Source organism: uncultured Muribaculum sp. (genome assembly GCF_910583865.1).
Taxonomy (GTDB): domain Bacteria; phylum Bacteroidota; class Bacteroidia; order Bacteroidales; family Muribaculaceae; genus Muribaculum.
This window is the reverse complement of record NZ_CAJTYX010000006.1, coordinates 1-23,827: the sequence shown is the minus strand read 5'-3', so window position 1 is coordinate 23,827 and position 23,827 is coordinate 1. Positions and strand designations below refer to the sequence as shown.

Sequence of the window (23,827 nt, the reverse complement as noted above, 5' to 3'; positions counted from 1 at the left end):
TTGCAGTCGGAAAAGTGAAGCACCCCATTTAATATGAGGGTGCGTTATAGTAATCACACGGTGCATTAGTAATACGCAGTGAAGCAGCGGGTATCCTTATTCGTAATCATATTTGTGCAGTTGACGGTCATTTTTGTGATTGCCAAGTGTGCTTTCGTGCTTATGAATTCCTCGATTTATGCCGGTCTTGGCGTCGGTGGATTCGCTGCGATAGTGTGGAACGGCCTTGCCATGGACCTTGCCATGGCAGGCTACCTTACGGTGCTTCCCGCGCTTTTGCTTGGTGCGAGTGCCGTCGTTGCCTCACCTCGTGCGGTCAAGACGCTCTCTATTGCGTTGAAATGTGTGCTCGCGGTCGAGGCGTTTGTCACGGCACTTGCTGTGTCGGCCGACGCGATGCTCTACCCTTACTGGGGGTTCAAACTCGACACAACTCCGTTGTTCTATTTCATGTCGTCGCCATCTGCGGCTTTGGCGAGTGGAGGCACCGGTGGCGGACTCGTGATGGTTCTGTTGCTCAACTTGCTTTTCACGGCCCTGCTGTTGATGTGGATGCGCTTCGTGCCGCTCACACCCGTGCCCGGAACGATGGCGAAGCGCCTGCGTGTGGCCGGAGTGATGACGGTATGCACAGCCATGCTTTTCCTTCCGATACGCGGCGGCCTTACCGTCAGCACCATGAACCTCAGCCGCGCCTATTTCAGCAGCGATACACGCATGAACCATGCAGCCGTCAACCCGCTGTTCTCATTCTTATATTCGGCATCGCATCAATCCGATTTTGATTCGCAATTTTCGTTCTATGCCCCCGATGAGGCTCGTGGGATTGTGGAAAACCTTGAAAGGGAGTGCGCCGTCGATACCGTGGTGGCTCCGCTTCTATCCACCTCGCGTCCCGACATATGCCTGGTGATACTCGAAAGTTTTTCTGCCCATCTGCTCCCGTCGCTCGGAGGGTCGCCCGTGGCCATGAGGCTCGATTCTATAGCTTCGGAGGGTGTGCTGTTCACGCGTTGCTACGCCTCCGGATTCCGCACCGACCGTGCTCTTCCGGCCATACTCAGCGGCTATCCGGCGCAGCCCACCACGTCGATAATGAAGTTTGTCGACAAGACCGACAATCTGCCGTCGCTTCCGAAAGCCCTGAAGAATGCCGGCTACGATCTGGCATACTACTATGGCGGTGACGTGAACTTCACGAGCATGAACGCATACCTCGTTTCGGCCGGATTCGACAGGATAATCTCCGACAAGGATTTTCCGGTGACGGAGCGTGTGAGCAAATGGGGTGCTCCCGACCATCTTGTGTTCGACCGCGCGCTTGCCGACGCGGATGCCGGCACTCCCGCTTGTGCTCCGCGCTTCACGGTGATACAGACATCAAGCTCGCATGAGCCTTTCGACGTGCCATACACCTCCGGCTTTTCCGACGAACGCCTCAACGCGTTCGCTTATGCCGACAATGCGCTCGGAGAGTGGTACGACGCCATGTCGCGCACATCGCGTTGGGACAGCACCCTTGTGGTCATCGTCCCCGACCATTTTGCCGTGTGGCCCGACACTCTGACCGATCAGGCGTCGCGCCATCACGTGCCACTCATCATCGCGGGTGGCGCCTTGCATTCGGCTCCGGCGCGCGTCGATGCCGTAGCGGCACAGACCGACATAGCCGCCACCCTTCTCGGGATGCTCGGGCTTCCTGCCGGAGAGTTCCCCTTCAGCCACGACGTTTTCAGTCCCTCTGCTCCGCGCATGGCCTTCTTCAGCGATGCCGAGCATGTCTCTATAGCCGCCCCGGAGTGGACGGCGACACTCAATATTTCCTCCGATACCGGCGAAGCGGGCGATTCCCTGCGCATCCGGGCTGTCAGAGCTTATCTGCAAACACTTTATAACGATTTACAACAGAGATGATAGATTTTCTCTCCCAGCTTGACACCGAGTTGTTCCTTTTCCTCAACTCGTTCCATACGCCGTCACTCGACCAGTTCATGATGCTCCTGTCGTCAAAGATGGTGTGGGTGCCCATGTATGTGATGATATTCGCTATGGTTGTCCACCGTTTCGGCTTCGCCGGAGGGGTGATTGTGGCTCTCGGCGTGGCATTGACAGTCACGCTTGCCGACCAGACATGTGCCACGCTTATCCGCCCGCTTGTCCACCGTCTGCGCCCGGCGAATCCCGATAACCCGATTTCCGACCTTGTGCACATAGTGTGGGGATATCGCGGAGGCAGCTACGGATTCCCTTCGTGCCATGCCGCCAACACATTTGCCGTAGCCACATACCTTTCCTACGTGTTCCGCCATCGGCGCGTTGCAGTCGTGTCGCTTTTCGCATGGGCTGCGGTTAACTGCTATAGCCGTGTGTATCTTGGTGTCCACTATCCCGGCGATATCCTCGTGGGAGCCTTGATCGGCGCTTTCATGGGCTACGTCTCGTTTCGTGCCGTCAAGATGGCGGGATTGTGGATTTTCCACCATCCGTTGAAGCCTAACCGTGACATCGTGCACCTCAGTTTCGGTTCGGGCATACCCGAACTGCATATGAGCAACTCAGTGCTCATATGTGCCACCGGTGTACTGACCACTACCGTGCTGCTTTTCATTTCCCTTTACGCATATTTCGCGTAGGGAGAAAACGCCACATAGCACACAGAGCGCACAGAGAATAAGACAACGCTACATAATATTGAGAGCACAGAGAATAACAGGCTTCGGCCTATCGTCTCTGTGCTCTTCTTTATTAATGTACTGTCTATTTATTCTATGTGCGCTCTGTGTGCTATGTGCGTTTTTATTAAGTTACGCCTTGAGAAAGGGATGGTTAGCGCATGATCTTGTAGATGCGGCCTTGCTGGCGCACGATCAGCACCCCGCGGGCCGAGGCATCGGTGCGGCGTCCGTCGATGGTGAAATACTCAGCCGGCAGGGTGGGGTCGAATTCCGGAGCGGGAGTGTCGTAAATGTCATCGATTCCGGCAGTGGATCCGCCGCGAACTTCAATGTTCTTGATTTCCCATGCACCGCAATTGCCGGTCGTGCTCGTATAGCGGAATCCGAGACGCACCTTCTTTCCCGCATAGGCCGAGAGGTCGATCACGCCGGAGCTTACGAAATTCCAGGTATTGCCTGCCGGCCATACTGTTTTGTCATTGATGTTGGTTGTCACATCGTCGCATTCCACCATCACCGTAAGATAGTCAAGATACTTGCCCGGGAGGAAGTTGACGGCGTGCTCAAACCTGACATAAGCGTTGGTCAGTCCGTCAAGGTTGATTTCTGCGGTGTATATCGTGCCATCGCTCTCATAGCGCGTCCCGTTTATGTAAGAGTTTGCTACCCAGCCGTATTTTGAGTTGCGCTTCCACACGGTGGCATATGTGCCCGGGGCTTTAACGGTCGTTTCCGTGGCGTTGAAGTCACCCTGTGTGTAGTCGGCATAATATATCTGGTCCATCATGTCGAAATGGTCGGGATTGGTCGGGTCGAGTTTATCCGGGTTCATTGGGTCGTCGCCCGGGGTGTACATGCCGCCACCGGCCACAACCGTCTTTTCCGGGTCGAACGCGTACGCCGTGCTGTCGCCCCACAGGTATTCAAAAAGGTTGGGGAAGTCGATATAGGGGTTGCGGTTGCCCTGTATCTTGTAGATTGCGTCGTTGCGGTCGATTTCCACCCGGTCCGGCTTATCCAGGCGGCACCATGACGAATAGAGCTGTGCCGCCCAGTCGAACAGCGCCGGATAGAGGTCGTTGTTCATGAAGTTGACGGCGCGGCTTGTGAAAGTCACGTCGTTCTTCCATGCCGTTATCATATACATGTACCCGCGCGAGAAGTCTCCCTTATATGAGTCGTTAGGCTCCCACGCCCACGCTTCCGAGGTGTGGCTGCTCGTGCCTATCGTGGTATAGCCGTCGCTCTTGTCAGTGTTGGCCACGGCCACTTTGTCCATGATATAGTTGCTCTTGTCGCCGTTGGTGGCGGAAGGTGAGGGATACAGGTTGAACAGATCGTTGTCAGGTGCTTTCCCCTTTCCGCCGAACCATGAGCGCGGGAATGAATGCTCGATGTTCATTCCAGTCGCGGCATCTCCGCGTGAGCCTACGGTGAACGTCTCGTCGCTGTAGCGGTTGCGCCATGTCTTTCCGTCAGGCATCCGGTCGGTCTCCCAGAAGTAGTACCATGTGCCACCGTAGCCCGATCCATAGCTCGGGGTGCTCTTGGGGCGTGCTGTCTTTGTCAGGGCGTTTTTCAGCTCAGCCCCCTTCAGGCCCTTCAGAGAATCGTAGTATCCCTTGGGGATTTCGGCGGACAGGGTGGCGGGCACCATCGCCATCGCCGCCATCGTCAGTAGGTAAAGTTTCCTCATGCAGGTAAAGTTGGTTTGTAATATTGTTGAATGTATAAGATTGGAGTGTACAAAGCTACGTATTCTTACGCAGAAAACATGCGTAATCATGATGGAAATTTAAGGCTTGCTGTAGACTTGCAGTCGGCGATAAACCACATTGAATAGTTGGATGTTTTATTACAAAAATATTCTCGTGGATAAGAAAGAACGCATTAGAAACGCATTGTCATGTGTGTTTCCGATAAATCGTATTATATTAAGCAAACGTTCAGACAACCCGGAGCGACGGATATTGCTTGGTTATCTGATATATATGTTCATCGGTTTCCTGTTGCTGATGCTTCCGGTCTCACGAAATACCGACGCGGGGTGGCTCGATAATCTTTTTACCGCCGTTTCTGCCATGTCGACGACCGGGCTGGCGACATTGGATATCCCGGCTACATACACCATTTTCGGGCAATGCGTGATACTGTTGCTGATACAAATCGGCGGTATAGGCTACATGACCATGAGTTCGTATATATTCTTCCGGATATCGCACCATGCCGGCGGTGGAAGCCGCTTTCTGATAGACTCTTCTTTCTCGCGTCCTGACGGAATGCCGCTTCGAGATCTGGTCAGCAACATAATCCATTTTACGTTCATCTTCGAGCTATTGGGATTCCTCTCTTTTTTCTTCGCGCTTCATCATGCGGGAGTGCCATTGGCGGGGTGGAACGCATTGTTCCTTTCGATATCCTCATTCTGCACAGCCGGATTCAGTCCCTTCAGCGATTCCCTATGTGGTTTCAGCGACAATATCGCAATAAACCTTACGGTAGCGGTTCTGAGCTATGCGGGGGCAATGGGTTTCATCGTGATAACGGATATCCTATACAAAATCAGGAAGCGGGGCTACTCTCTTACGTTCACCACACGGGTTATTATGATTGTTACCGCCATAATGACCGTCGGTGGTACGCTGATCCTATACTTCAGCCCCACCATGTCGACCGTTCACGGGTGGGGCGACAGGATGCTGATGTCGTTCTTCCAGACAATGTCGGCAATGACGACGGTGGGCTTCAATACCGTGGATCTCGGTGCGCTTAAAGTTGGTCCGATACTTGTATTCTCGCTAATCATGTTTATAGGCGCTTCACCTTCCGGTACGGGAGGCGGTGTGAAAAGCACGTCCGTCTCAGCCGTATGGGGGTTCGTGATCTCCAAACTTGGCTTACGAAATAAAGTCACTTTCTTAGGCCGTGAAATACCGCATTATCGGGTGGATACTGCTCTTACAAGCATCATTGTGTACGGAGTGATGATATTCCTTGGCTGTATAGTGCTGTCTTATTGCGAACCGTTCCCGTTGTCTCAAATCCTGTTCGAGGCTTCGTCTGCAATAGGCACGGTCGGGTTGAGCACCGGGATAACCCCCGCGCTTTCCGTGGCCGGGAAAATAACCATAATAGTGCTGATGTATGTCGGGCGTATAGGTGTCATAACATTCGGTACGGCACTGCTTGGCAGACTTAAAGGGAAGAAGCGTGACAGGCCTCGGAAAGAGGATCTTGCAGCGTAGAATGTAGTTTTATAGCCATGGCTGATGAATGTGAAAGTGTTGCGGACGTGAGGATATTTGATGAGAATGTGCTAAATTCGCATAAATCAATCATGGAAAATTTACAGCAATGAAAATGAGGAGCATGGTATGGCCGTTTCTTGCGGCTATGGGTTGCGGCGCAACGGCGGCGCAGGATAGTGCCGGGAAGCGTCCGAACATAATGCTGTTCATGGTCGACGACATGGGGTGGCAGGACACGTCGGTGCCGTTTACCCCCGAGGCTACGGACAACAACCGGAAATATCTTACTCCCAACATGGAGCGCCTTGCCCGGAGCGGAATGCGTTTCACGCAGGCATATGCGTGCGCGATCAGTTCTCCTTCGCGTTGCAGCATGCTCACGGGAGCGAATGCGGCGCGCCACGGTGTGACCAACTGGACGCTCCACCGCGACCGTCCGGAAGATGGCCGCAACGACTCCATAGCCATGCCCGACTGGAACTACAACGGCATAAGTCGTGTCGGGAGTATCAACAACACGTTTGTCGGTCCGTCGTTCGTGCAGGAACTGAAGGATTCGGGCTATCATACCATTCATGTGGGAAAAGCGCATTTCGGGGCGTTCGACACTCCGGGCGAGAGTCCCCACCACTGGGGCTTCGAAGTCAATATCGCGGGCACTGCCGCAGGGGGACTTGCCACCTACCTCAGTGAACGCAACTATGGCCACGACGATGCCGGCAACAAACTTGCTCCCAATGCCATCGAGGGACTTGAAAAATATTGGGGTACCGGCACGTTTGCCACCGAGGCTCTCACCCGGGAGGCGATAAAGACGCTCGACAAGGCGAAAAAGTACAACCAGCCATGGTTTCTCTATATGGCGCATTATGCCATACATGTCCCTATTGACCGCGATCCGCGTTTCTACCGGAAACATCTCGACCGCGGGTTGTCGGAGAAGGAGGCAGCCTACGCCTCATTAATCGAGGGGATGGACAAAAGTATCGGAGACCTGCTCGACTGGGTGGAGGCCAACGGCGAGGCCGACAATACGATAGTCATATTCATGAGCGACAACGGCGGACTGGCGGCCTCGACCGAGTGGCGCGACGGCGAGCCGCACACGCAGAATGCTCCGTTGCGCTCCGGCAAGGGTTCACTGCTCGAAGGTGGCATCCGTGAGCCGCTTATCGTGAGATGGCCCGGGCATACACCATCCGGGTCGGAGTGCGACCGCTATGTCATGATTGAGGATTTTTATCCCACCATACTGGAGATGGCCGGCATTGATCCCGAGGCGTCAGACCATTACGGTCACGCGATTGACGGGCGTAGTTTCGTGCCGCTTATAGACGGCACAGGTGACCCTTCGGCCGACCGTGCCTTGATCTGGAATTATCCTCACGTGTGGGGACTCGAAGGCCCCGGCATCGACCTTAACTGCGCGATACGCAAAAATCGCTGGAAGCTGATCTACAACTATGCCACGGGACGCAAGGAGCTGTATGACGTGGTGTCGGACATAGGCGAGACCCGTGACCGTGCCGCTGAACTGCCCGATCTGGTGAGGCAGCTTTCTGTCGAGCTGTCCGACTCTCTCCGGAGCGCCGGCGCCATGCGTCCGATTCTGAAATCCACCGGCAAGCCTCTTCCCTGGCCTGACGCCCGCTGACCTTTCCCGCGTCCGTCCGTTGCCCTTCGTCGTATCCCACGTATCTATCCTGCTCCGCATAGATGACTTCTCGGATTCATTTTTGCAATATTTTGAAAAGGAGAGCGAAAATGAGTAATTTTGCAGCCACATAAGCCAAAATGCAGATTAGAGCATATGAACGATTTGGAACAGCGTCCTGCCGACGATGACGGTAGTGACGGTAATGTAGTTCGGGGAGGTATCTATGGACCTCTTTTCTGGACTTTTCTGAAGATAGGCGCGTTTACCTTCGGAGGCGGATGGGCGATGATATCGATTATCGAGCGCGAGATTGTCGACAAGCACCGGTGGATCAGACGCGAGGATTTCCTCGACCTGCTCGCCGTGTCGCAGTCGCTTCCAGGCATCCTGGCTGTCAACATATCCGTGAGCATCGGCGACAGGCTGCGTGGCCTCCGGGGCAGCGTGGTGGCGGCTCTCGGCACTATCCTCCCTTCGTTTCTGATAATCCTGGCGATAGCGGTCTTTCTCACTCCCGACATAATAAAGGAGAACGCCGTGGTCAGCGCCATATTCAAGGGGATACGTCCATGTGTGGTGGCTCTTATCATAGCTCCGGTAATTACTTCGGCGCGTTCGGCCAAAATAGGGTGGCGCACGGTGTGGATTCCCGTTGTGGTGGCGCTACTTATCTACTTTGGCGCCAACCCTATATGGTTTATACTTCTCGGTGGTGTCGGCGGCTGGCTTTGGCTCAGACGAGCCAACCGCAGACTGCGCGAGAGCCGTGAGGCTTCGGCCGGCGACGATGAGAAAGGAGGTGGGCGATGAGCGTGTATCTCAAGCTGATATGGGCGTATCTTAAGATCGGGCTGTTCGGTTTCGGAGGCGGTTATGCCATGCTTGCGCTCATCGAACGCGAGGTGGTGGCGCCGGGATGGATCACCGAGCAGACATTTACCGACATTGTCGCCATTTCGCAGATGACTCCCGGCCCGATCGGGATAAACAGCGCTACATATATAGGCTATGTGGTGACAGGTAGCGTGTTAGGCTCGATTGTCACCACGCTTACCGTGATGCTGCCGTCATTCCTCCTTGTGCTCTATGCAAGCCATTTCATCCATCGTCACCGGGAGTCGGAGGTGATCAAAGGCATATTCGCCGGATTGCGTCCGGTGGTCATCGGGCTTATCGCCTCTGCGGCATTGCTCCTGATGAACCGGCAGAACTTTCCCGACAATACTTTCAGCATACTCATCTGCTGCATCTCGTTCCTGCTGGTGTATTTCACTAAACTCCACCCCATATGGATCATATGTCTCGCCGGGTTTGGCGGGTTTTTAATATATTACTGATCAGGGTTCAAGAAAATAATCCATTTCATATATGGCAATGACTTACGAGCAGGCGCTCGACTTTCTCTATACGCAGCTCCCCATGTACCAGCGTCAGGGCGCTCCGGCCTATAAGCCGGGTCTTGACACGTCGCGGAGGCTTGCCGCTGCCTTCGGCAATCCCCACCGCCGTTTTCGTTCAATCCATGTGGGTGGCACCAACGGCAAAGGCTCCACGGCACACACGCTTGCGGCCATGCTTCAGTCAGCAGGTTATCGCACTGGCCTTTATACGTCGCCCCATCTGGTCGATTTCCGTGAGCGCATACGCGTGGACGGCGAGATGATCGGCAAGGATGCCGTGGCCGACTTCGTGGAGCGCTATCTGGCGCTCCCGGAGGATGTGCGTTCTCTCCATCCATCCTTTTTCGAGCTTACCATGGTGATGGCGTTCGACTATATGGCGCGCCGCGATGTCGATGTGGCCGTGGTCGAGGTGGGTATGGGCGGACGTCTCGACAGCACTAACATCATCAGTCCCGACCTCTGTGTGATAACCAACATATCGCTCGACCACACTCAGTTTCTCGGCTCCACTCTCCCGGAGATAGCCGCAGAGAAGGCGGGGATAATCAAGCCCGATGTGCCCGTGGTGGTAGGCGAGGCCGAGGGCGACGTGCGCCGCATGTTCGCCGAAAAGGCCGCATCGGTCGGCGCTCCCGTCATGTTCGCATGCGATGCTCCGGCCTATTCCTCGGCAGAGATCACCCATGACGGCATAATTTACCGCGACACACCCTACGGCACTCTACGCGGGCAGCTCACAGGCGACTGCCAGCCCCGCAACGCCGCCACTATACTTGCCGCCGTCGGCAAGCTGATCGAGCGCGGCTATAATGTCGGCTCCGCCGACGTGGCGCGCGGCATGGCTCATGTGTGTGACGATACCGGGCTGATGGGCCGGTGGATGGTGGTCGGGGATGGTCCGAGAATCGTGTGCGACACCGGCCACAACGTAGGCGGCTGGCAGTATCTCGCCCCGAGGCTCGCCGCACTTCCCGGCATCAAGCATATGGTGATAGGCTTTGTAAGCGACAAGGATGTGGCCCACATCCTTGAGATGATGCCGAAATCCGGCGTTAGGTTCTATTTCACCCGCGCTTCCATCGACAGGGCCATGGACAGCACACGTCTGCGCGGGATTGCCGCAGACTTCGGCCTTCGTGGCGACGCGTATCCCACCGTGGCTGAGGCTGTGGAGGCCGCCTGTGGCAACGCCGCGCCCGGTGACACCGTGTTTGTCGGAGGCTCGACATTCGTCGTGGCCGATTTCCTGGCCACTTTCCCTCACGAAAAATAGCGGTAAAAAATCTCGGGACTATTGCAATTTAAACCATAGGTCATTAAATTTGCATCCGTGATGCTGATACTTTACCGCATATACCAGATTCTGATAATGGCGCCCGTCCTGCTGGCGGCCACTATCCTTACAGCCACGCTTTCAATCATCAGCGCCGTGCTTGGTGTGGGACGGTGGGGCGGTTACTTCTTCCCCCACTGGTGGGCGCGTCTTTTCTGCGTGATGACTTTGGTAAGGGTGAAGGTCAGAGGTCGTGAGAATGTGCGCCCGGGTACGTCCTATATGTTCGTGGCCAACCATCAGGGCGCTTACGATATATTCGCCATCTACGGCTATCTTGACCACCAGTTCCGGTGGATGATGAAGAAGGCGCTTGAGAAGATACCCCTCGTGGGATATTCCTGCAAGGTCACCGGACATATCATGGTCGACAACTCGTCGCCGTCGGCCACGCGCCGGACCATGGAGCGCGCCGAGCAGCAGTTGCGTGGAGGCATGTCGCTTGTGGTGTTCCCCGAGGGCGCGCGCACGTGGGACGGCCATATGCGTCCGTTCAAGCGCGGAGCCTACATGTTGGCCATGGAGTTCGGGCTGCCGGTAGTGCCGATTTCGATTGATGGTGCATTCGATGTGATGCCTCGCTTCAGGAAGATACCCCGTTGGGGAACGATCACCCTTACCATACACAAGCCTATAGAGCCTGCCCATGACGGGCGTCACGACCTTGGCGAGCTGATGACCGAGAGTGCGCGGGCCATCCGGGAATCGCTTCCGGAACGCTTCCGCTGAGTACATAAAAGTGATAGAAATATAACATTACATACCAATGATATTCAACTTCAGAATAGTGTCGGACGAAGTCGACAATTTCCGACGCGAAATCAACATTGACGCCGACGCCACGTTCCTCGATCTTAAAAATGCCATCTGTGACAGCGTCAATTATGACAAGAATCAGATGTGCTCATTCTTCCTTTGCGATGACAACTGGGAGAAGGGCAAGGAAATCACGCTTGAGGACATGGATGCCGACTCCGACCAGGAAGTGTATCTTATGGACGAGACCGTGCTCAGCGACTATGTCGACGATGGCCAGCGTCTGATATTCGTGTTCGACTATCTTACCGACCGTTGCTTCTTTATAGAGATGAAAAAGAGCATTGCCGGAGAGAATCTGAAAGACCCGATTTGCGTGGCCTCGCGCGGCACGGCTCCCGCTCAGGTGATGGATATAGAGGAGTTTGAGACCAAGGCCGCAGCCTCTACTGCCTCAGCTTCGGAGGATTTCGACGAGGAATTCTACGGCTCAAGCGAATACAACGATGATGAGTTCGATGCCGCCGGGTTCGACGAAATGACTTTCGACGACAACATGTAATAACATATAACCATGACCACATGTGCGGCACTGCCGCATCATGCCATTCAATGTCTTTATAGGCAGGCTGTGACATGATGCGGCAGTGCTGTGTCGTTGAATAGATGTATATTAGGAGCTTGATTGCGATTTACCATCTAAAATAAATTGAAAAGGGGAGGTGGCGGGGCAGGGGATGTTGGCGGAATGTGGGGATTTTGGTAACTTTACGGTGGAAAAAAGAAGGTAATTGAAGATACAGAAGTAATAATGTCATTGAAACGTATTTACAGGCGTTTGAGAATGAGGCGTGTGGCTGCGGTCGGTGCGGTCGTTGCCGCTTTGGTGTCTGCCGCCGCTGTCGGTATGACGGGCGGATGTTCGTCGAGTCGTAGTGGGTCGGAGGCTGCTGCGCATGATACCGTCTATGTGATGGTCAAGGAGGGCTACGTAGGAGTGAACCCTTATGAACGCCACATGGACACGATGCCCGATGACGGATGTGTGAAGATGAAAATCAATCCGGTTGGAGGGACACTCGGCAAAGTGTTCAACGACAGCAACTACGTGCATCTCGACGAGGCCGAGCGTATTGGTATAAGTCCGATAGAGACTTTGGCCGACGTTTGGCGTGTGCGTCGCCCTGTGTGCCGTATAAAGAGCTGCCGCGAATATGTGGTCGACTCGCTGACCCATTCGCTCCCTTACCTCGTGCCCGAGGCGGCCGCTCTGCTAAGAGAGATAGGCGCGAGATTCAATGATTCGCTCGTTGCCCGTGGCGGTGGTGCTTACAGGCTGAAGGTGACGAGCGTTTTGCGCACCAAGGCCGGCATAAAAAGCCTGCGAAGGCGCAACGGTAATGCCGTCGAGGCGTCGGCCCATCAGTTCGGCACTACTTTCGACATAAGCTATGCGAAATTCATATGCGACTCCGTGACTGTTAACCGTACTCAGGAGGATTTGAAGAATCTGCTTGGCGAGGTGCTCAAGGCCGTGCGCGACGAAGGCGGCTGCTATGTGAAATATGAGCGCAAGCAGGGTTGTTTCCATATCACCGCGCGTGACAGGCGCAAGGATTCCGAAATATGATGCGCGTTCTGAAAAAAATATTGAAATGGACTGCCTGGATTGTCGGCACATTCACTGTGTTGCTGCTTGCGGCGCTCACATTGCTCGTATGGATCATGACACCGGCACGTCTTACCCCGATAGTGGAGCGTGTGGCCAATGATGCGCTTGACGCGCGTGTCGATATAGGGCGTGTGGAGCTTACGTTATGGCACACATTTCCGCATCTTACCGTTGATGTCGACTCGCTTGCCGTGGTGTCGAAGGCTTTCGACAAGTTGTCGCCCGGGGTTCGCTCCGTTTTGCCCGCCGGGAGCGACACTCTGCTCAGGGTGGGACGTTTCCATGGCTCTGTCAATGTGCCGGCGCTTCTTGCCGCCAAGGTGCATCTCTACGACATAGAACTTGAAAGTTCCCGCATCAACGTCGTGGCTCTCGACTCGATTCATGCCAATTACGATATTTTCCCCGCTTCGGAAGATGTGCATGAAGATGACGGGATTGCGTTCGTCCCCGACGTGTCATTGAGCCGTTTCACAATAACCGACTCGCTACTCGTCAGCTATCGTTCTGTGGCCGACAGTTGCGGCGTGAGTGTGGTCATAGCCCGAGACTCGGTGGTCGAGAACGCCGATCCCGACTATCTGCTCAGGCTTGCTTCCACCGTGAGGGTGGAGATGCCCGGAGAGGTCATGGCCGGGGAAATAGGTCTGGATCTCGGTGGAACCGTGAAGTGGGACAGTAGCGAGCCGATGCTGGTGGATATAAATGATTTCGGATTGAACGTAGGCACCGGTGGCAACGGATGGATAAGATCGGAGTGGAATGCCGAACTGGACTTCGATGAGCCGCTTACACTAAAGAAGCTGGACTTTTCTGTAGGTCCGTTTTCACCATTAGCGGCTCTCGGTCTGCTCTCTGACAGCATCCGTAGCCGTATCGGCCCGCTTGACACCGACATGATGGTGAGCGTGAGCGGACGCCTTACCGTTCCTTTCCGCCCGATGACAGACACGCTGCCTGCCATGGCGGTAAATGTGAAGATACCGCGCTGTCGGGCCGTGTATGACAAGATGTTGTCGTTCGACCGTATAGAGAGCGACATAGACGTGGATTTACCGGCAAGTGTCGATTCGGCTGTCGTGACCGTCAAAAAACTGGAGTTGGCAGGCATGGGGGGCGCACTTGCCGTGGAAGGGCGGCTTAGTGACATGATGGACAATCCGTCGTTCGATGGCAAGGTGGTGGTCGAGAGCCGGCTTGGCGCTCTGCCCCGGAAGTTGCTCGCCATGCTTCCCGACTCGTCGACGTTGAGCGGACGTGTACGCCTCGACACTGATATGCGCTGTTCGCTAAGTGACTTCACTGTGGATAATTTCCATCGGCTGCTTTTGCGTGGCACTCTCTCTGTAGATGACCTGGAATTTGACGCGCCGCATGCCGACATGGCGTGCCACACACGCCATACGGAAGTGAAGCTCGGCACTGCCGGTAGCTTCGTTGCCGCCAACAATGTCAAAATCGACTCCTTGCTGACCATGTCGGTGAGCAGTGACACACTTTCCCTTGCATTAGGGGGGATGGATATAAGGCTGAAAAACGCCAGGATGGGTGCCGGATGTCTCAATCGTCCGCCTTCGTCCGACAGCACGGTAGTGATACCTTTCGGAGGCATCCTCAAAGCCGACCGTGTGAGCTATACCGATATGGACTCTTCGATTATACGCCTCGGCGATATAGCGGCCAGAATTGCGTTGCGCCGCTACGAGCACAATGCGCGTCTGCCACATATGAAGATTGAAGCCGATGCCGGAAGGATATTCTTCACCGACCGCAAGAATTTCATGGGGCTGCGCAAGAGTCATTTCGATCTGGACGCGTACATAAAACCCAAACGTGAGCGGCGTGTGATGACAGCCGAGGATTCGGTGCGCATGGCCGCACGGCGTGCCGGACGCGAGGCGGAGCGTGCCATGCATGTCGGAGCCGATAGCCTTGACCTGACTGTCGATGAATCAACAGGCCGCCTCCTTCGTCGGCTTCAACTTACCGGCCGGCTGACTGCGGAGCGCGGAGGCATGTTCTCACCATATTTCCCGCTGCGCAACCGCATATCGGACTTCGACGTGGAGTTCTCTACCGACAGCCTTGTGCTGCACAATGTGCGGTACAGGTGCGGAAAATCGGATTTCACCGTCAGCGGCTCGGTGCGCAACATACGCCGTGCGCTCACTCGCGGCGCACCTATCGAGCTTGACTGGAAGCTTCACAGCGACTCGCTTAACGTGAACGAGATCGTGCAGGCATTCTATGTCGGGGCCGATTATGCGGCCAAGGACTCCCCGGACATGGATGTGACCGACGCCGTGTCGGATGCGGATCTCGACCGTCTTGCCGACGGGGTGGATGCCGACAGCATCGCTGCCGTGCTGATACCTCTGAATCTTGAAGCACGTCTCGACGTAAGGGCCGACAATGTCGTCTATTCCGACATGGACATGCACGACTTCCGTGGAGAGCTGCTCGTGAGCGAGGGCGCGATCAATCTTCATGACCTGCGCGCCGCTTCCGAGATGGGCAGCGTCAGGCTCAATGCGCTATATTCAGCCCCCGACAAGGAGGAGATACGCTTCGGCATGGGGCTTGACCTCGAAGGTATAGATGTCAAGAAATTCATCGGCATGGTTCCTGCCGTCGACTCTCTGATGCCGTTGCTCAAAAGTTTCGAAGGTGTGATCGATGCTAATATAGCCGCTACGGCAGATATCGATTCGACAATGAACATTGTGATGCCGTCGCTCGATGCGGTGATAAAACTTGCAGGACGCGAGCTTGTGCTGCTTGATGCCGAGACGTTCCGGACAATAGCCAAGTGGCTTATGTTCAAGAACAAGAAGCGTAATGTGATAGAGCATATGGAGGCTGAGATGCTCGTCAGGAACTCTACCGTGCAACTTTTCCCGTTCGTGTTTGATTTCGACCGCTACCGGCTTGCGGTGATGGGGAGCAACGACCTCGACTTGAATTTCAAGTACCATATCTCCGTGCTGAAGTCGCCGTTGCCGTTCAAGTTCGGCATAAACTTGTCAGGCAATCCCGATGACATGAAAGTAAGGCTCGGAGGGTCCAAGTATAAGCCCGGCAGCGTAGGCGAGAGCCTGACCATCGTAGACAATACGCGCGTCAACTTGCTCAAGGAGATCGACAATGTGTTCCGCAAGGGATCTCGTGCAGCACGCCTTGGAGCGCTGAAGGTCGACGGTGTTGGCGCAATAGCCGGCGATGCCGCTGCCGATACCATCTCGGCGGCTGATTCGCTGGTGTTTATCAAGGAAGGGCTTCTTCCTGCGCCTCCTCCGGCGGTCAGCGACTCTCTCCCCGATAACTCCTTGAAGGCTTCTACTAAGAAATCCAAAAAAGAAAAGAAGAAAAAGAACTGAATAGATGGCAATTACTCCCGAACAAGATGCTGTGTGCCGCTACCTGCGCCGCCACGATCTGATGAGCTTCGCACCAACAGCTGCGCTTATAGATATGGACGGAACTCTTTACGACTCGATGCCCGGGCATGCCGATGCCTGGTATCGCCTTATGACGGAGGAGGGTGTCGAGTGTGAACACGACGAATTCTTCCTATATGAGGGGCGCACGGGGCGCGATACCATACGGATACTTTTCCGACGGGCTTTCGGCAGGGAGGCCACCGATGAGGAATGTGAGGCGCTTTATCACCGAAAGACTCAGTATTTCAGCGAGATGCCTCCTGTGAAGCCTATGCCCGGCGCCGACAGTATGGTGGGTGAATTCATGCGTCGCGGTATCGCCACCGTCCTCGTTACCGGCTCCGGGCAGCGCTCCCTTATCGACAGGCTTGAGCGTGACTATCCCGGGGCGTTCCCGCCGGCGATGCAGATAACTTCGCGCGACGTTGAGCATGGCAAGCCGCATCCTGAGCCGTATCTTCGCGCTATGGAGCGTGCCGGAGCGTGTCCCGAAAGCAGCATAGCGGTCGACAATGCGCCGATGGGTGTCATCTCGGGGGCGGCTTCCGGGGCGTTCACTATCGGGGTCACAACCGGCCCTATACCGGAGAAGGAGCTTATGGATGCCGGTGCCGACATCGTATATCCGTCTATGCCCGTGCTTGCCGAGAGGCTTCCCCTCCTTCTTGACACGTTCGGCATGTCGATATAGCCGTTGTAATTCACTCTAAACTGACAATCTAAAAATTCGCTTGTATGCAGACACTTGTATTTACCAATGACGTGGCCGGAGAGCTGGTGCGCCGCATAGATGAGGCCCAAGCCTACGGGACATATGCTCTTGCCGACAGCAATACCGCACGCCTGGTATGGAATCGTCTGGTGGAGTGTCGCCCCGAACTTGGGGCGGTAAAGCTCATTGTAATCCCCGCCGGAGACATGAATAAGAATATCGATTCGCTCACACATATATGGAGCGAGCTGCAGGGTATGGGCGCCAACCGTCATTCGCTGATGCTCAACGTGGGTGGTGGTATGGTCACAGACATAGGTGGCTTTGCCGCCTCGACTTTCAAGCGCGGCATGCGTTTCATGAATGTGCCAACCACTCTGCTCGGTGCTGTCGATGCTGCCGTAGGTGGCAAGACCGGGATAAATTTCGGTGGCCTGAAGAATGAGGTAGGTGTGTTCAATGAAGCTGAGGCTGTTGTCATATCCACATGTGTGTTTTCATCGCTGCCACAGATGGAGCTGTACTCCGGCTATGCCGAGATGGTGAAGCATGGTCTGCTGGAAGGGAACGAAGCGTTGTCGCGTCTGCTGGAGTACGATCCCGTGTCGGCTGACTATGACAGGTTGCTGTCGCTGCTTGAGGAGTCGGTAGGCGTGAAGCGCCGCGTTGTCAGCGAGGACCCTTTTGAAAAAGGGCTGCGCAAGTCGCTCAATCTTGGCCATACGGTGGGTCATGCCTTCGAGAGCCTCGCTATGGAAAAAGGCTGTCCTGTGCCACACGGCTATGCCGTGGCATGGGGCATCGTGGTCGAGCTTGTGTTGAGCCACATGCAGAAAGGGTTTCCGAGCGATTGCCTGCGCCGCATCTCCGATTATGTGAGGCTTCATTACGGGACGCCTGCCGTGGGATGTAACGATTATCCGCGATTACTTGAATTGATGCACCACGACAAGAAGAATCTTGACGCACGGATAAACTTCACGCTGCTGGAGGCTCCGGGGGTAGTTGCGCTCGACTGTACGGCGGATGAAAACGAGATAATGACTGCTATGGACATTTTCCGCGACCTCATGTCGATATAGCCTGCGTTATTCCGAGTTCATGTATGGGCATAAAAAAAGCTGATCACTTGTGTGGTCAGCTTATTTCATGCTGTGAATTCCTCCAGACGAGACTTTCGGAATGCACTGCCGTGTTGGGGCAAGCAAAAATTACTGGGCAACAGCAGCAGAGTCAGCGGGAGCAGCTACGCTGTCAGCGGGGAGGCTGTCAACAACTGCAACTTCCTCTACGGCAACTTCCTCTACAACTACAGAGTCAGCAGCGTTAGCCTCGGCGTTCTTGTTACCACCGCAAGAGAAAAGTGATACGCTGAATACAACAGCAAGTAATAAAACTAACTTTTTCATTTCGTTTTGTAATTAATAATAAAACAATTTTTTTAGCTTCAAAAACGATGCAAAGGTAATACAGTTTCCTGAAACTGCAAGCGCTTTTTTCTAAAATTTTTGCATGAAGCGGTGTTTTTTGCCAAAAAAACGAAAATGGGAGATTTTGATGTTAATGAAAGTTAACGGGCAGAGGCTCGTTTAACAAATGTGCGATATGCCAAGGAATGGCATATCGCACTGAATATCTGTAGTGATTTGATCGGTCATGATGGCCGATGCCTGGAACTGTCTCAGAGATATTTCCCGAAGTCGGTGAGGTGCATGTCGCCTTGCGAGTTGAATGTCTCGTGCATGGCGAATGCGGCGCGCAGTGTGTGGGGAGTCTGTCCCGCACCGAGGCGCAGATACTCGCGAAGCATAGGACGGTAGTCGGGATGGGCGCAATTTTCGATGATTGCCTCGGCGCGCTGCACGGGATCCTTGCCGCGCAGATCGGCCACACCCTGCTCGGTGATGATTACGTCGACGGAGTGTTCGCTGTGGTCGACGTGCGCCACCATGGGCACGATTGCAGAAATCAAGCCGCCTTTTGCCACGGACGGGCAGGAGAATATGGATATGTAGGCGTTGCGGGCGAAATCGCCGGAACCGCCGATGCCGTTCATCATCCTTGTGCCGAGCACGTGGGTGGAGTTGACGTTACCGAAGATATCGGCCTCAAGAGCGGTGTTCATGGCGATGACTCCGAGTCGGCGGATTACCTCGGGATTGTTTGAAATCTCGCTGGGACGGAGAAGTATCTTGCTGCGGAAGAACTCGATGTTGTCGTAGACGTGACGGATTACATCATCTGTGATGGTCATGGCGCATGTCGAGGCGAACTTGCAGCGTTCACGCTCCATGAGATGGATCACGGCATCCTGGATGACTTCAGTGTACATCTCGAACGGCGGAATCTCGGTGGCGTCGGCCAGACCGAAGAGTACGGCGTTGGCCACGTTTCCTACACCGCTCTGTAGGGGAAGGAATTCCTTGGGTATCCCGCCTTTGCGGTATTCACTGATGAGGAATCCGGCCACGTTGGCCCCGATGCGCTTGCTGATGTCGTCAAGTTCGGCGAATTTCTTCACGCCGTCGGTCACGTCGCTCTTCACCACACCGATGATTTTTGACGGGTCGACACGCAGCAGTGTGTCACCTATGCGGTCGCTGGGCTTGTATATTGGTATCTCGCGGCGATAAGGCGGATCGAGAGGTACGTATATGTCGTGGAATCCTTCAATTTCGGGAGAGATGGTCTCGTTAAGCTCTACCACGATTTTCTTTGCCATGCGGGCGAGGGTAGGGATGTTGCCCACACCGGTGCCGAGCACTATGTTGCCTTTCTCATCGACACTTGCGGCATCGATTATGGCATAATCTATTCCTCCAAGTTCACCGTAGCGCAGCGTCTGGGCCAGCTCGGATATGTGCATGTCGAAATAGTGTGCGTCGTGTGAGTTGATGCGTTTGCGCAGATCGGGTGTGTTCTGGTATGGCGAGCGGCGGTTCAGCGCGTTTGCACGGGCCAGGGCGCCGTCGGCGTGTTCCTGGGTGGATGCGCCGGTATAGACGTTTACTTTGAATGGACGGCCGGCTGCATGCTCGCTTTCGGCTTTTGCTGCCACTGCCTCGGTGACAAGTTTCGGTGTGCCGGATGCCGTGAAACCTGACAGACCTAAGGTGTCCTGGTCTTTGATCAGTTCGGCAACTTCCTGTGGATTGAGGACGGGGAATGCCATAGCTTGTTTTTTATGATAATAATTGTAACACCACTTTCGGGAAATGGTAGGGTTTTTGTAATTTTGCACAAAATTAGGAAATAACCCTCCATCAAGCAAATTTTCGTTGCACAAAGTTGTCAGTAATGAGCAATAATACATATGGTAAGATGGTGGCGGAATCTGAAAACCGTCGCAACCTATATATAGAGACCTATGGCTGCCAGATGAATGTGGCCGACTCCGAGGTGGTGGCCTCGGTCATGGGTATGGCCGGATATTCCGTGGTCGATAATGTGGATGACGCCGACGCCGTGTTGCTTAACACCTGTTCGATACGCGACAACGCCGAGCAGAAAATCGTGGGCCGCCTCCAGGCCCTCGCCGCCATCAGGCGCAAGCGTGGCGGAGGGCTGATAGTGGGCGTGATAGGATGCATGGCCGAGCGCGTCAAGGATGAGCTGATTTCCTGCCACGGTGTCGACCTCGTTGCAGGCCCCGATTCCTACCTGTCGCTTCCCGAACTGTTTGCCTCTGTGGAGGCCGGTGAGAAGGCTATCAATGTGGAGCTGTCGACCACCGAGACTTACCGTGATATCATCCCTATGAAGATTACGGGCAACCGTGTGAGCGGCTTCGTGAGCATAATGCGCGGGTGCAACAATTTCTGCACCTACTGCATCGTGCCTTACACCAGAGGACGTGAGCGTAGCCGTGAGCCTCGGAGCATACTCGCCGAGGTGGCCGATCTGCGCGCACGAGGCTTCAAGGAGGTGACCCTGCTCGGGCAGAATGTGAACTCATATGATTGGAGCGACGGTGATGGGGCGCACACGGACTTCGCATCGCTTCTGTCTGTAGTGGCCGAGGCTGCTCCCGACATGCGCATACGGTTCACCACAAGCCATCCGAAGGACATGACCGATGATATAATCGCCGCAATAGCAAGTCATCCCAACGTGTGCCGCCACATACACCTCCCGGTGCAGTCCGGTTCCGATTCGGTGCTTAAGAGTATGAACCGCCGCTACACCCGTGCGTGGTATCTCGACAGGATAGCGGCCATACGCCGGATGATACCCGATTGCGGCATCTCCACCGACCTGTTCACGGGTTTCCACGGAGAGACCGAGGAGGATTTCAGCCGGACTCTATCTCTGATGGAAGAAGTGGGATTTGACTCGGCATTCATGTTCAAGTATTCTGAACGGCCCGGGACTGTGGCCGCCCGCACTCTTCCCGACAATGTGCCGGAGGAGGTGAAAATCGAACGTCTTAACCGGATGATAGCATTGCAGAACAGGCTGTCGGCCGAGTCAAACAGCCGCGACATCGGGAAGGTGCTCGATGTGCTCGTGGAGGGCGTGTCGAAACGCTCGAAAGATCAGATGGTAGGCCGCTCGAGTCAGAACAAGGCTTGTGTGTTTCCACGCGGAGACGCCAAGGTCGGCGACTTTGTGAAAGTGAAAGTGACCGGAGCTTCGTCGGCTACGCTGCTATGTGAGCTTATAGGGAGTGCCGGTGCGTGACCGGGCTGTCTCTATGGGGACATTTTTTTACACCCTCTTACTCTGCGGAGGTGTTGAGTATTTCCAGAAGTGAGTCGCGTGAATTGATGCGGATCTCCTGATTGTCATATTCAATTATGCCTCGCTGTTTCATTCCGTCAAGAGTGGAGATGAACGATGTGCGTTGCACTCCGAACAATGCATAAAGGTCGCGTGCCTTGCATGTGAGGGCTATGTCGCGGCCTCCACGTTGCGTGAGCGATATTATCCAGAATGCGATGCGTTCTTCAAGAGAGCCGGATGTTATGGCAAGGATGCCCTCGACGGCCTTCTGGGCGTTCATCGATAAAGTGTTCAAGAAGTTGTACATGAAAATCTCGTTGGTGTTGAGAATTTTCATGTAGTCGTTTTTGGAGATTTGCAGCAGCCCGGTAGGCTCTATTGCCGTTACCGTGTTGGGATAGAAGGGCGCTTTCCCGAACAGGAACTCAGGAGCTATGACGCTCGGCGCGCATAGTGTCTGTGATACCTTGAATCTTCCGTCGGAGTTGGCGATTGTCGAGCGGACGCTGCCGCTGATCACGAACTTGATGTGGGTGCATGGGTCGTGGGCGTTTATTATCGTGCTCCCTTCCGTGTATTTGAGAAAGTGGAATTTCGCTTTCTCCACGATTTCCGAGATCTTATCATGACTTACCCCTTTGAATAGCGGCAGTCCCATGAGTATTTCATACATGCTGTCCATAATGCGCCTTTATTTATGTTATATTAACACCTGTGGTACGTAAAAGTTCCGGCACAGGTCAAACTTCTATTTTTGTATGGCGCCTGCGTTTGGGCGTCCTTTGAAATACAGTTGCAGGGAATTGATGGTGTTCTGCCAGGCGACATATGCGGCAGGTCCTATCGATGCGATGGGATTGAGGTAGGTAAGCGCCATCCATATGGCCAATACCGTGTTTTTCTGTCCCAGTCCCTGTGCGCCCGATATCTTGTCTCCATATTTCTTTCCCACCAGGCGTCCGATTCCGAACTGCATTACGCACATCGCAAGTGATGCCGCCGCTATGGCAAGCATCTCCGGGATGCGGCCGGATGGCTCGTGGATTACGAAGCTCACGGCATTGCCTACCACTATTATCAGTGCGGCTGCCCATAGGTAGAACGAGAGGGACTGCCGTGACGCTATGTAGGAATGTACTTTTGGTGTCCATGCTTTCATCAGCAGCGCTACTGCCAGCGGGGTCATGATCAACGGAAATACTCTGCGGCTGATAAGGATTGCCGCGTCGAAAAACGATAGGTCGGAATGTGCGCCGATGATAGTGAACAGCATCGGTGCAAGCAGCGCTACCGAGATGTTGCTGATGAGGGAGTAGGTGGCGAGCAGCGTTATTGAGCCGCCCAACATTGCTGTAATGACTGGAGCCGCCGTAGCAGTAGGACAGAAAACACAGATGAACGCCCCTTGGGCGATGTCGGTGTTAAACGGCGCTATCGCAAGATATACAGCCATTGATCCGAGAATCTGTATGGCAAGCAGAATCCACACGAAACGTCCTATGTGGAATTCCTCCGGTCTGATTCTGCAAAATGTGATCAGAAGCATCGTGAATATCAGGTAAGGGGAAAGAAACGACAGATAATGTATGCTGTCATGAAACAGCACCCCGGTCAGCATGGCTATAGGGAGCATCCATGGCTTTATTTTCTGTCGGAAATCTGTATATTTCATTTCTCGGATTATTTTGTCTTATGTAACGCGGCTGCAAATTTAATGAATTTTCAATAGATGGCAATTCTGGTATGGCGCAAGTGAAATTCTCTTATTGAAGGAGCTTTCCCATGTGTCCATACGGGTGCGCGTGATTGCTCTCCGCCTTGTCAAACGCTCTGTATATCTCGATTGATAATCTATATTTAAAATGTACAAATACTTGATATACAAATAATATTATCTATATTAATACCGTTTTAAACTGTACACTGATATAGCTTTTATGGATATTCGCGAAATTATGATTTACTTTGTACTATCAGAACGAATAATCTTTGATTCGTGTAGAAAAATTGGTATTAATAATTATTTTAGGGTTAGTATAGATTGTTAGAATCAATTAATGCGACGAATGTAAATAGTGCATAAAAGTAAATGTGTTTTATGTTAGGTTTGGAAGCCTTTAATAAGGCAACAATGAAGGCCATTTCGTGAGAAACGGCACGGCAGACGCATCTTAAATAACCTTAACGGCTGTTGACCAATAAAAACCGG

At 54.0% G+C, this 23,827-nt stretch carries 19 protein-coding genes; 14 read left to right on the top strand and 5 right to left on the bottom strand.

Annotated elements, in window-relative coordinates; genetic code table 11:
• Positions 1 to 162: 162 nt before the first annotated feature.
• Positions 163 to 1,914 (top strand): LTA synthase family protein, encoded by a 1,752-nt coding sequence (locus tag QZ303_RS02390; RefSeq protein ID WP_295728556.1) that lies wholly within the window; start codon positions 163 to 165, stop codon positions 1,912 to 1,914.
• A complete protein-coding gene (locus QZ303_RS02385; RefSeq protein WP_295728553.1) occupies positions 1,911 to 2,633 on the top strand; it encodes a phosphatase PAP2 family protein in 723 nt (240 codons plus the stop codon). Before QZ303_RS02390 ends, QZ303_RS02385 begins: the two co-directional genes overlap by 4 nt.
• A gap of 193 nt (positions 2,634 to 2,826) precedes the next feature.
• Here QZ303_RS02385 and QZ303_RS02380 read toward each other — a convergent pair whose 3' ends face one another.
• Positions 2,827 to 4,371 (bottom strand): endonuclease, encoded by a 1,545-nt coding sequence (locus QZ303_RS02380; protein ID WP_295728551.1) that lies wholly within the window; start codon positions 4,369 to 4,371, stop codon positions 2,827 to 2,829.
• A 295-nt stretch (positions 4,372 to 4,666) separates the two neighbouring features.
• On the opposite strand from QZ303_RS02380, the gene QZ303_RS02375 reads away from it, so the two are divergent.
• The 11 genes from QZ303_RS02375 to QZ303_RS02325 all read left to right on the top strand — a co-directional run bounded on the left by QZ303_RS02375 (position 4,667) and on the right by QZ303_RS02325 (position 17,978).
• The gene (locus QZ303_RS02375) at positions 4,667 to 5,920 is read left to right on the top strand and encodes a TrkH family potassium uptake protein (RefSeq protein WP_295728548.1); all 1,254 of its coding nucleotides are present in this window, start codon (positions 4,667 to 4,669) and stop codon (positions 5,918 to 5,920) included.
• A gap of 109 nt (positions 5,921 to 6,029) precedes the next feature.
• Complete coding sequence (locus QZ303_RS02370) at positions 6,030 to 7,577, top strand: sulfatase (protein ID WP_295728545.1); 1,548 nt, start codon at positions 6,030 to 6,032, stop codon at positions 7,575 to 7,577.
• Positions 7,578 to 7,733: 156 nt separating this feature from the next.
• Positions 7,734 to 8,390 (top strand): chromate transporter, encoded by a 657-nt coding sequence (locus QZ303_RS02365; RefSeq protein WP_295728542.1) that lies wholly within the window; start codon positions 7,734 to 7,736, stop codon positions 8,388 to 8,390.
• The gene (locus tag QZ303_RS02360) at positions 8,387 to 8,917 is read left to right on the top strand and encodes a chromate transporter (protein WP_295728539.1); all 531 of its coding nucleotides are present in this window, start codon (positions 8,387 to 8,389) and stop codon (positions 8,915 to 8,917) included. The genes QZ303_RS02365 and QZ303_RS02360 overlap by 4 nt, the downstream gene beginning before the upstream one ends.
• A gap of 31 nt (positions 8,918 to 8,948) precedes the next feature.
• Positions 8,949 to 10,256, top strand: coding sequence for a folylpolyglutamate synthase/dihydrofolate synthase family protein (locus tag QZ303_RS02355; protein ID WP_363322799.1), 1,308 nt, complete (start codon positions 8,949 to 8,951; stop codon positions 10,254 to 10,256).
• 60 nt (positions 10,257 to 10,316) lie between these two features.
• On the top strand, positions 10,317 to 11,045 hold the full coding sequence (locus QZ303_RS02350) for a 1-acyl-sn-glycerol-3-phosphate acyltransferase (RefSeq protein ID WP_295728696.1): 729 nt from the start codon (positions 10,317 to 10,319) through the stop codon (positions 11,043 to 11,045).
• A gap of 37 nt (positions 11,046 to 11,082) precedes the next feature.
• Entirely contained in the window at positions 11,083 to 11,634 is a 552-nt protein-coding gene (locus QZ303_RS02345; protein WP_295728537.1) for a hypothetical protein, read from the top strand.
• A gap of 282 nt (positions 11,635 to 11,916) precedes the next feature.
• Positions 11,917 to 12,702, top strand: coding sequence for a DUF5715 family protein (locus tag QZ303_RS02340; RefSeq protein ID WP_295728693.1), 786 nt, complete (start codon positions 11,917 to 11,919; stop codon positions 12,700 to 12,702).
• 20 nt (positions 12,703 to 12,722) lie between these two features.
• Positions 12,723 to 16,121 (top strand): AsmA-like C-terminal region-containing protein, encoded by a 3,399-nt coding sequence (locus QZ303_RS02335; RefSeq protein ID WP_295728534.1) that lies wholly within the window; start codon positions 12,723 to 12,725, stop codon positions 16,119 to 16,121.
• 4 nt (positions 16,122 to 16,125) lie between these two features.
• Positions 16,126 to 16,875 carry an HAD family phosphatase gene (locus QZ303_RS02330; RefSeq protein ID WP_295728532.1) on the top strand — a complete coding sequence of 250 codons (750 nt, stop codon included), beginning with the start codon at positions 16,126 to 16,128 and terminating at the stop codon, positions 16,873 to 16,875.
• Positions 16,876 to 16,919: 44 nt separating this feature from the next.
• Positions 16,920 to 17,978, top strand: a complete 1,059-nt coding sequence (locus QZ303_RS02325) for a 3-dehydroquinate synthase family protein (protein ID WP_295728529.1) — start codon at positions 16,920 to 16,922, stop codon at positions 17,976 to 17,978.
• Positions 17,979 to 18,107: 129 nt separating this feature from the next.
• Here QZ303_RS02325 and QZ303_RS02320 read toward each other — a convergent pair whose 3' ends face one another.
• Positions 18,108 to 18,305, bottom strand: coding sequence for an entericidin (locus QZ303_RS02320; RefSeq protein WP_295728526.1), 198 nt, complete (start codon positions 18,303 to 18,305; stop codon positions 18,108 to 18,110).
• Positions 18,306 to 18,577: 272 nt separating this feature from the next.
• Positions 18,578 to 20,068 carry a succinate CoA transferase gene (locus tag QZ303_RS02315; RefSeq protein ID WP_295728523.1) on the bottom strand — a complete coding sequence of 497 codons (1,491 nt, stop codon included), beginning with the start codon at positions 20,066 to 20,068 and terminating at the stop codon, positions 18,578 to 18,580.
• Between the two features lie 125 nt (positions 20,069 to 20,193).
• On the opposite strand from QZ303_RS02315, the gene miaB reads away from it, so the two are divergent.
• The gene (miaB, locus tag QZ303_RS02310) at positions 20,194 to 21,576 is read left to right on the top strand and encodes a tRNA (N6-isopentenyl adenosine(37)-C2)-methylthiotransferase MiaB (RefSeq protein WP_295728520.1); all 1,383 of its coding nucleotides are present in this window, start codon (positions 20,194 to 20,196) and stop codon (positions 21,574 to 21,576) included.
• Positions 21,577 to 21,613: 37 nt separating this feature from the next.
• Here the strand turns inward: miaB and QZ303_RS02305 are convergent, their stop codons facing one another.
• Both QZ303_RS02305 and QZ303_RS02300 read right to left on the bottom strand, forming a co-directional pair.
• Complete coding sequence (locus QZ303_RS02305; RefSeq protein WP_295728517.1) at positions 21,614 to 22,300, bottom strand: Crp/Fnr family transcriptional regulator; 687 nt, start codon at positions 22,298 to 22,300, stop codon at positions 21,614 to 21,616.
• Between the two features lie 66 nt (positions 22,301 to 22,366).
• Positions 22,367 to 23,290, bottom strand: a complete 924-nt coding sequence (locus QZ303_RS02300) for a transporter (RefSeq protein WP_295728515.1) — start codon at positions 23,288 to 23,290, stop codon at positions 22,367 to 22,369.
• Positions 23,291 to 23,827: the final 537 nt, after the last annotated feature.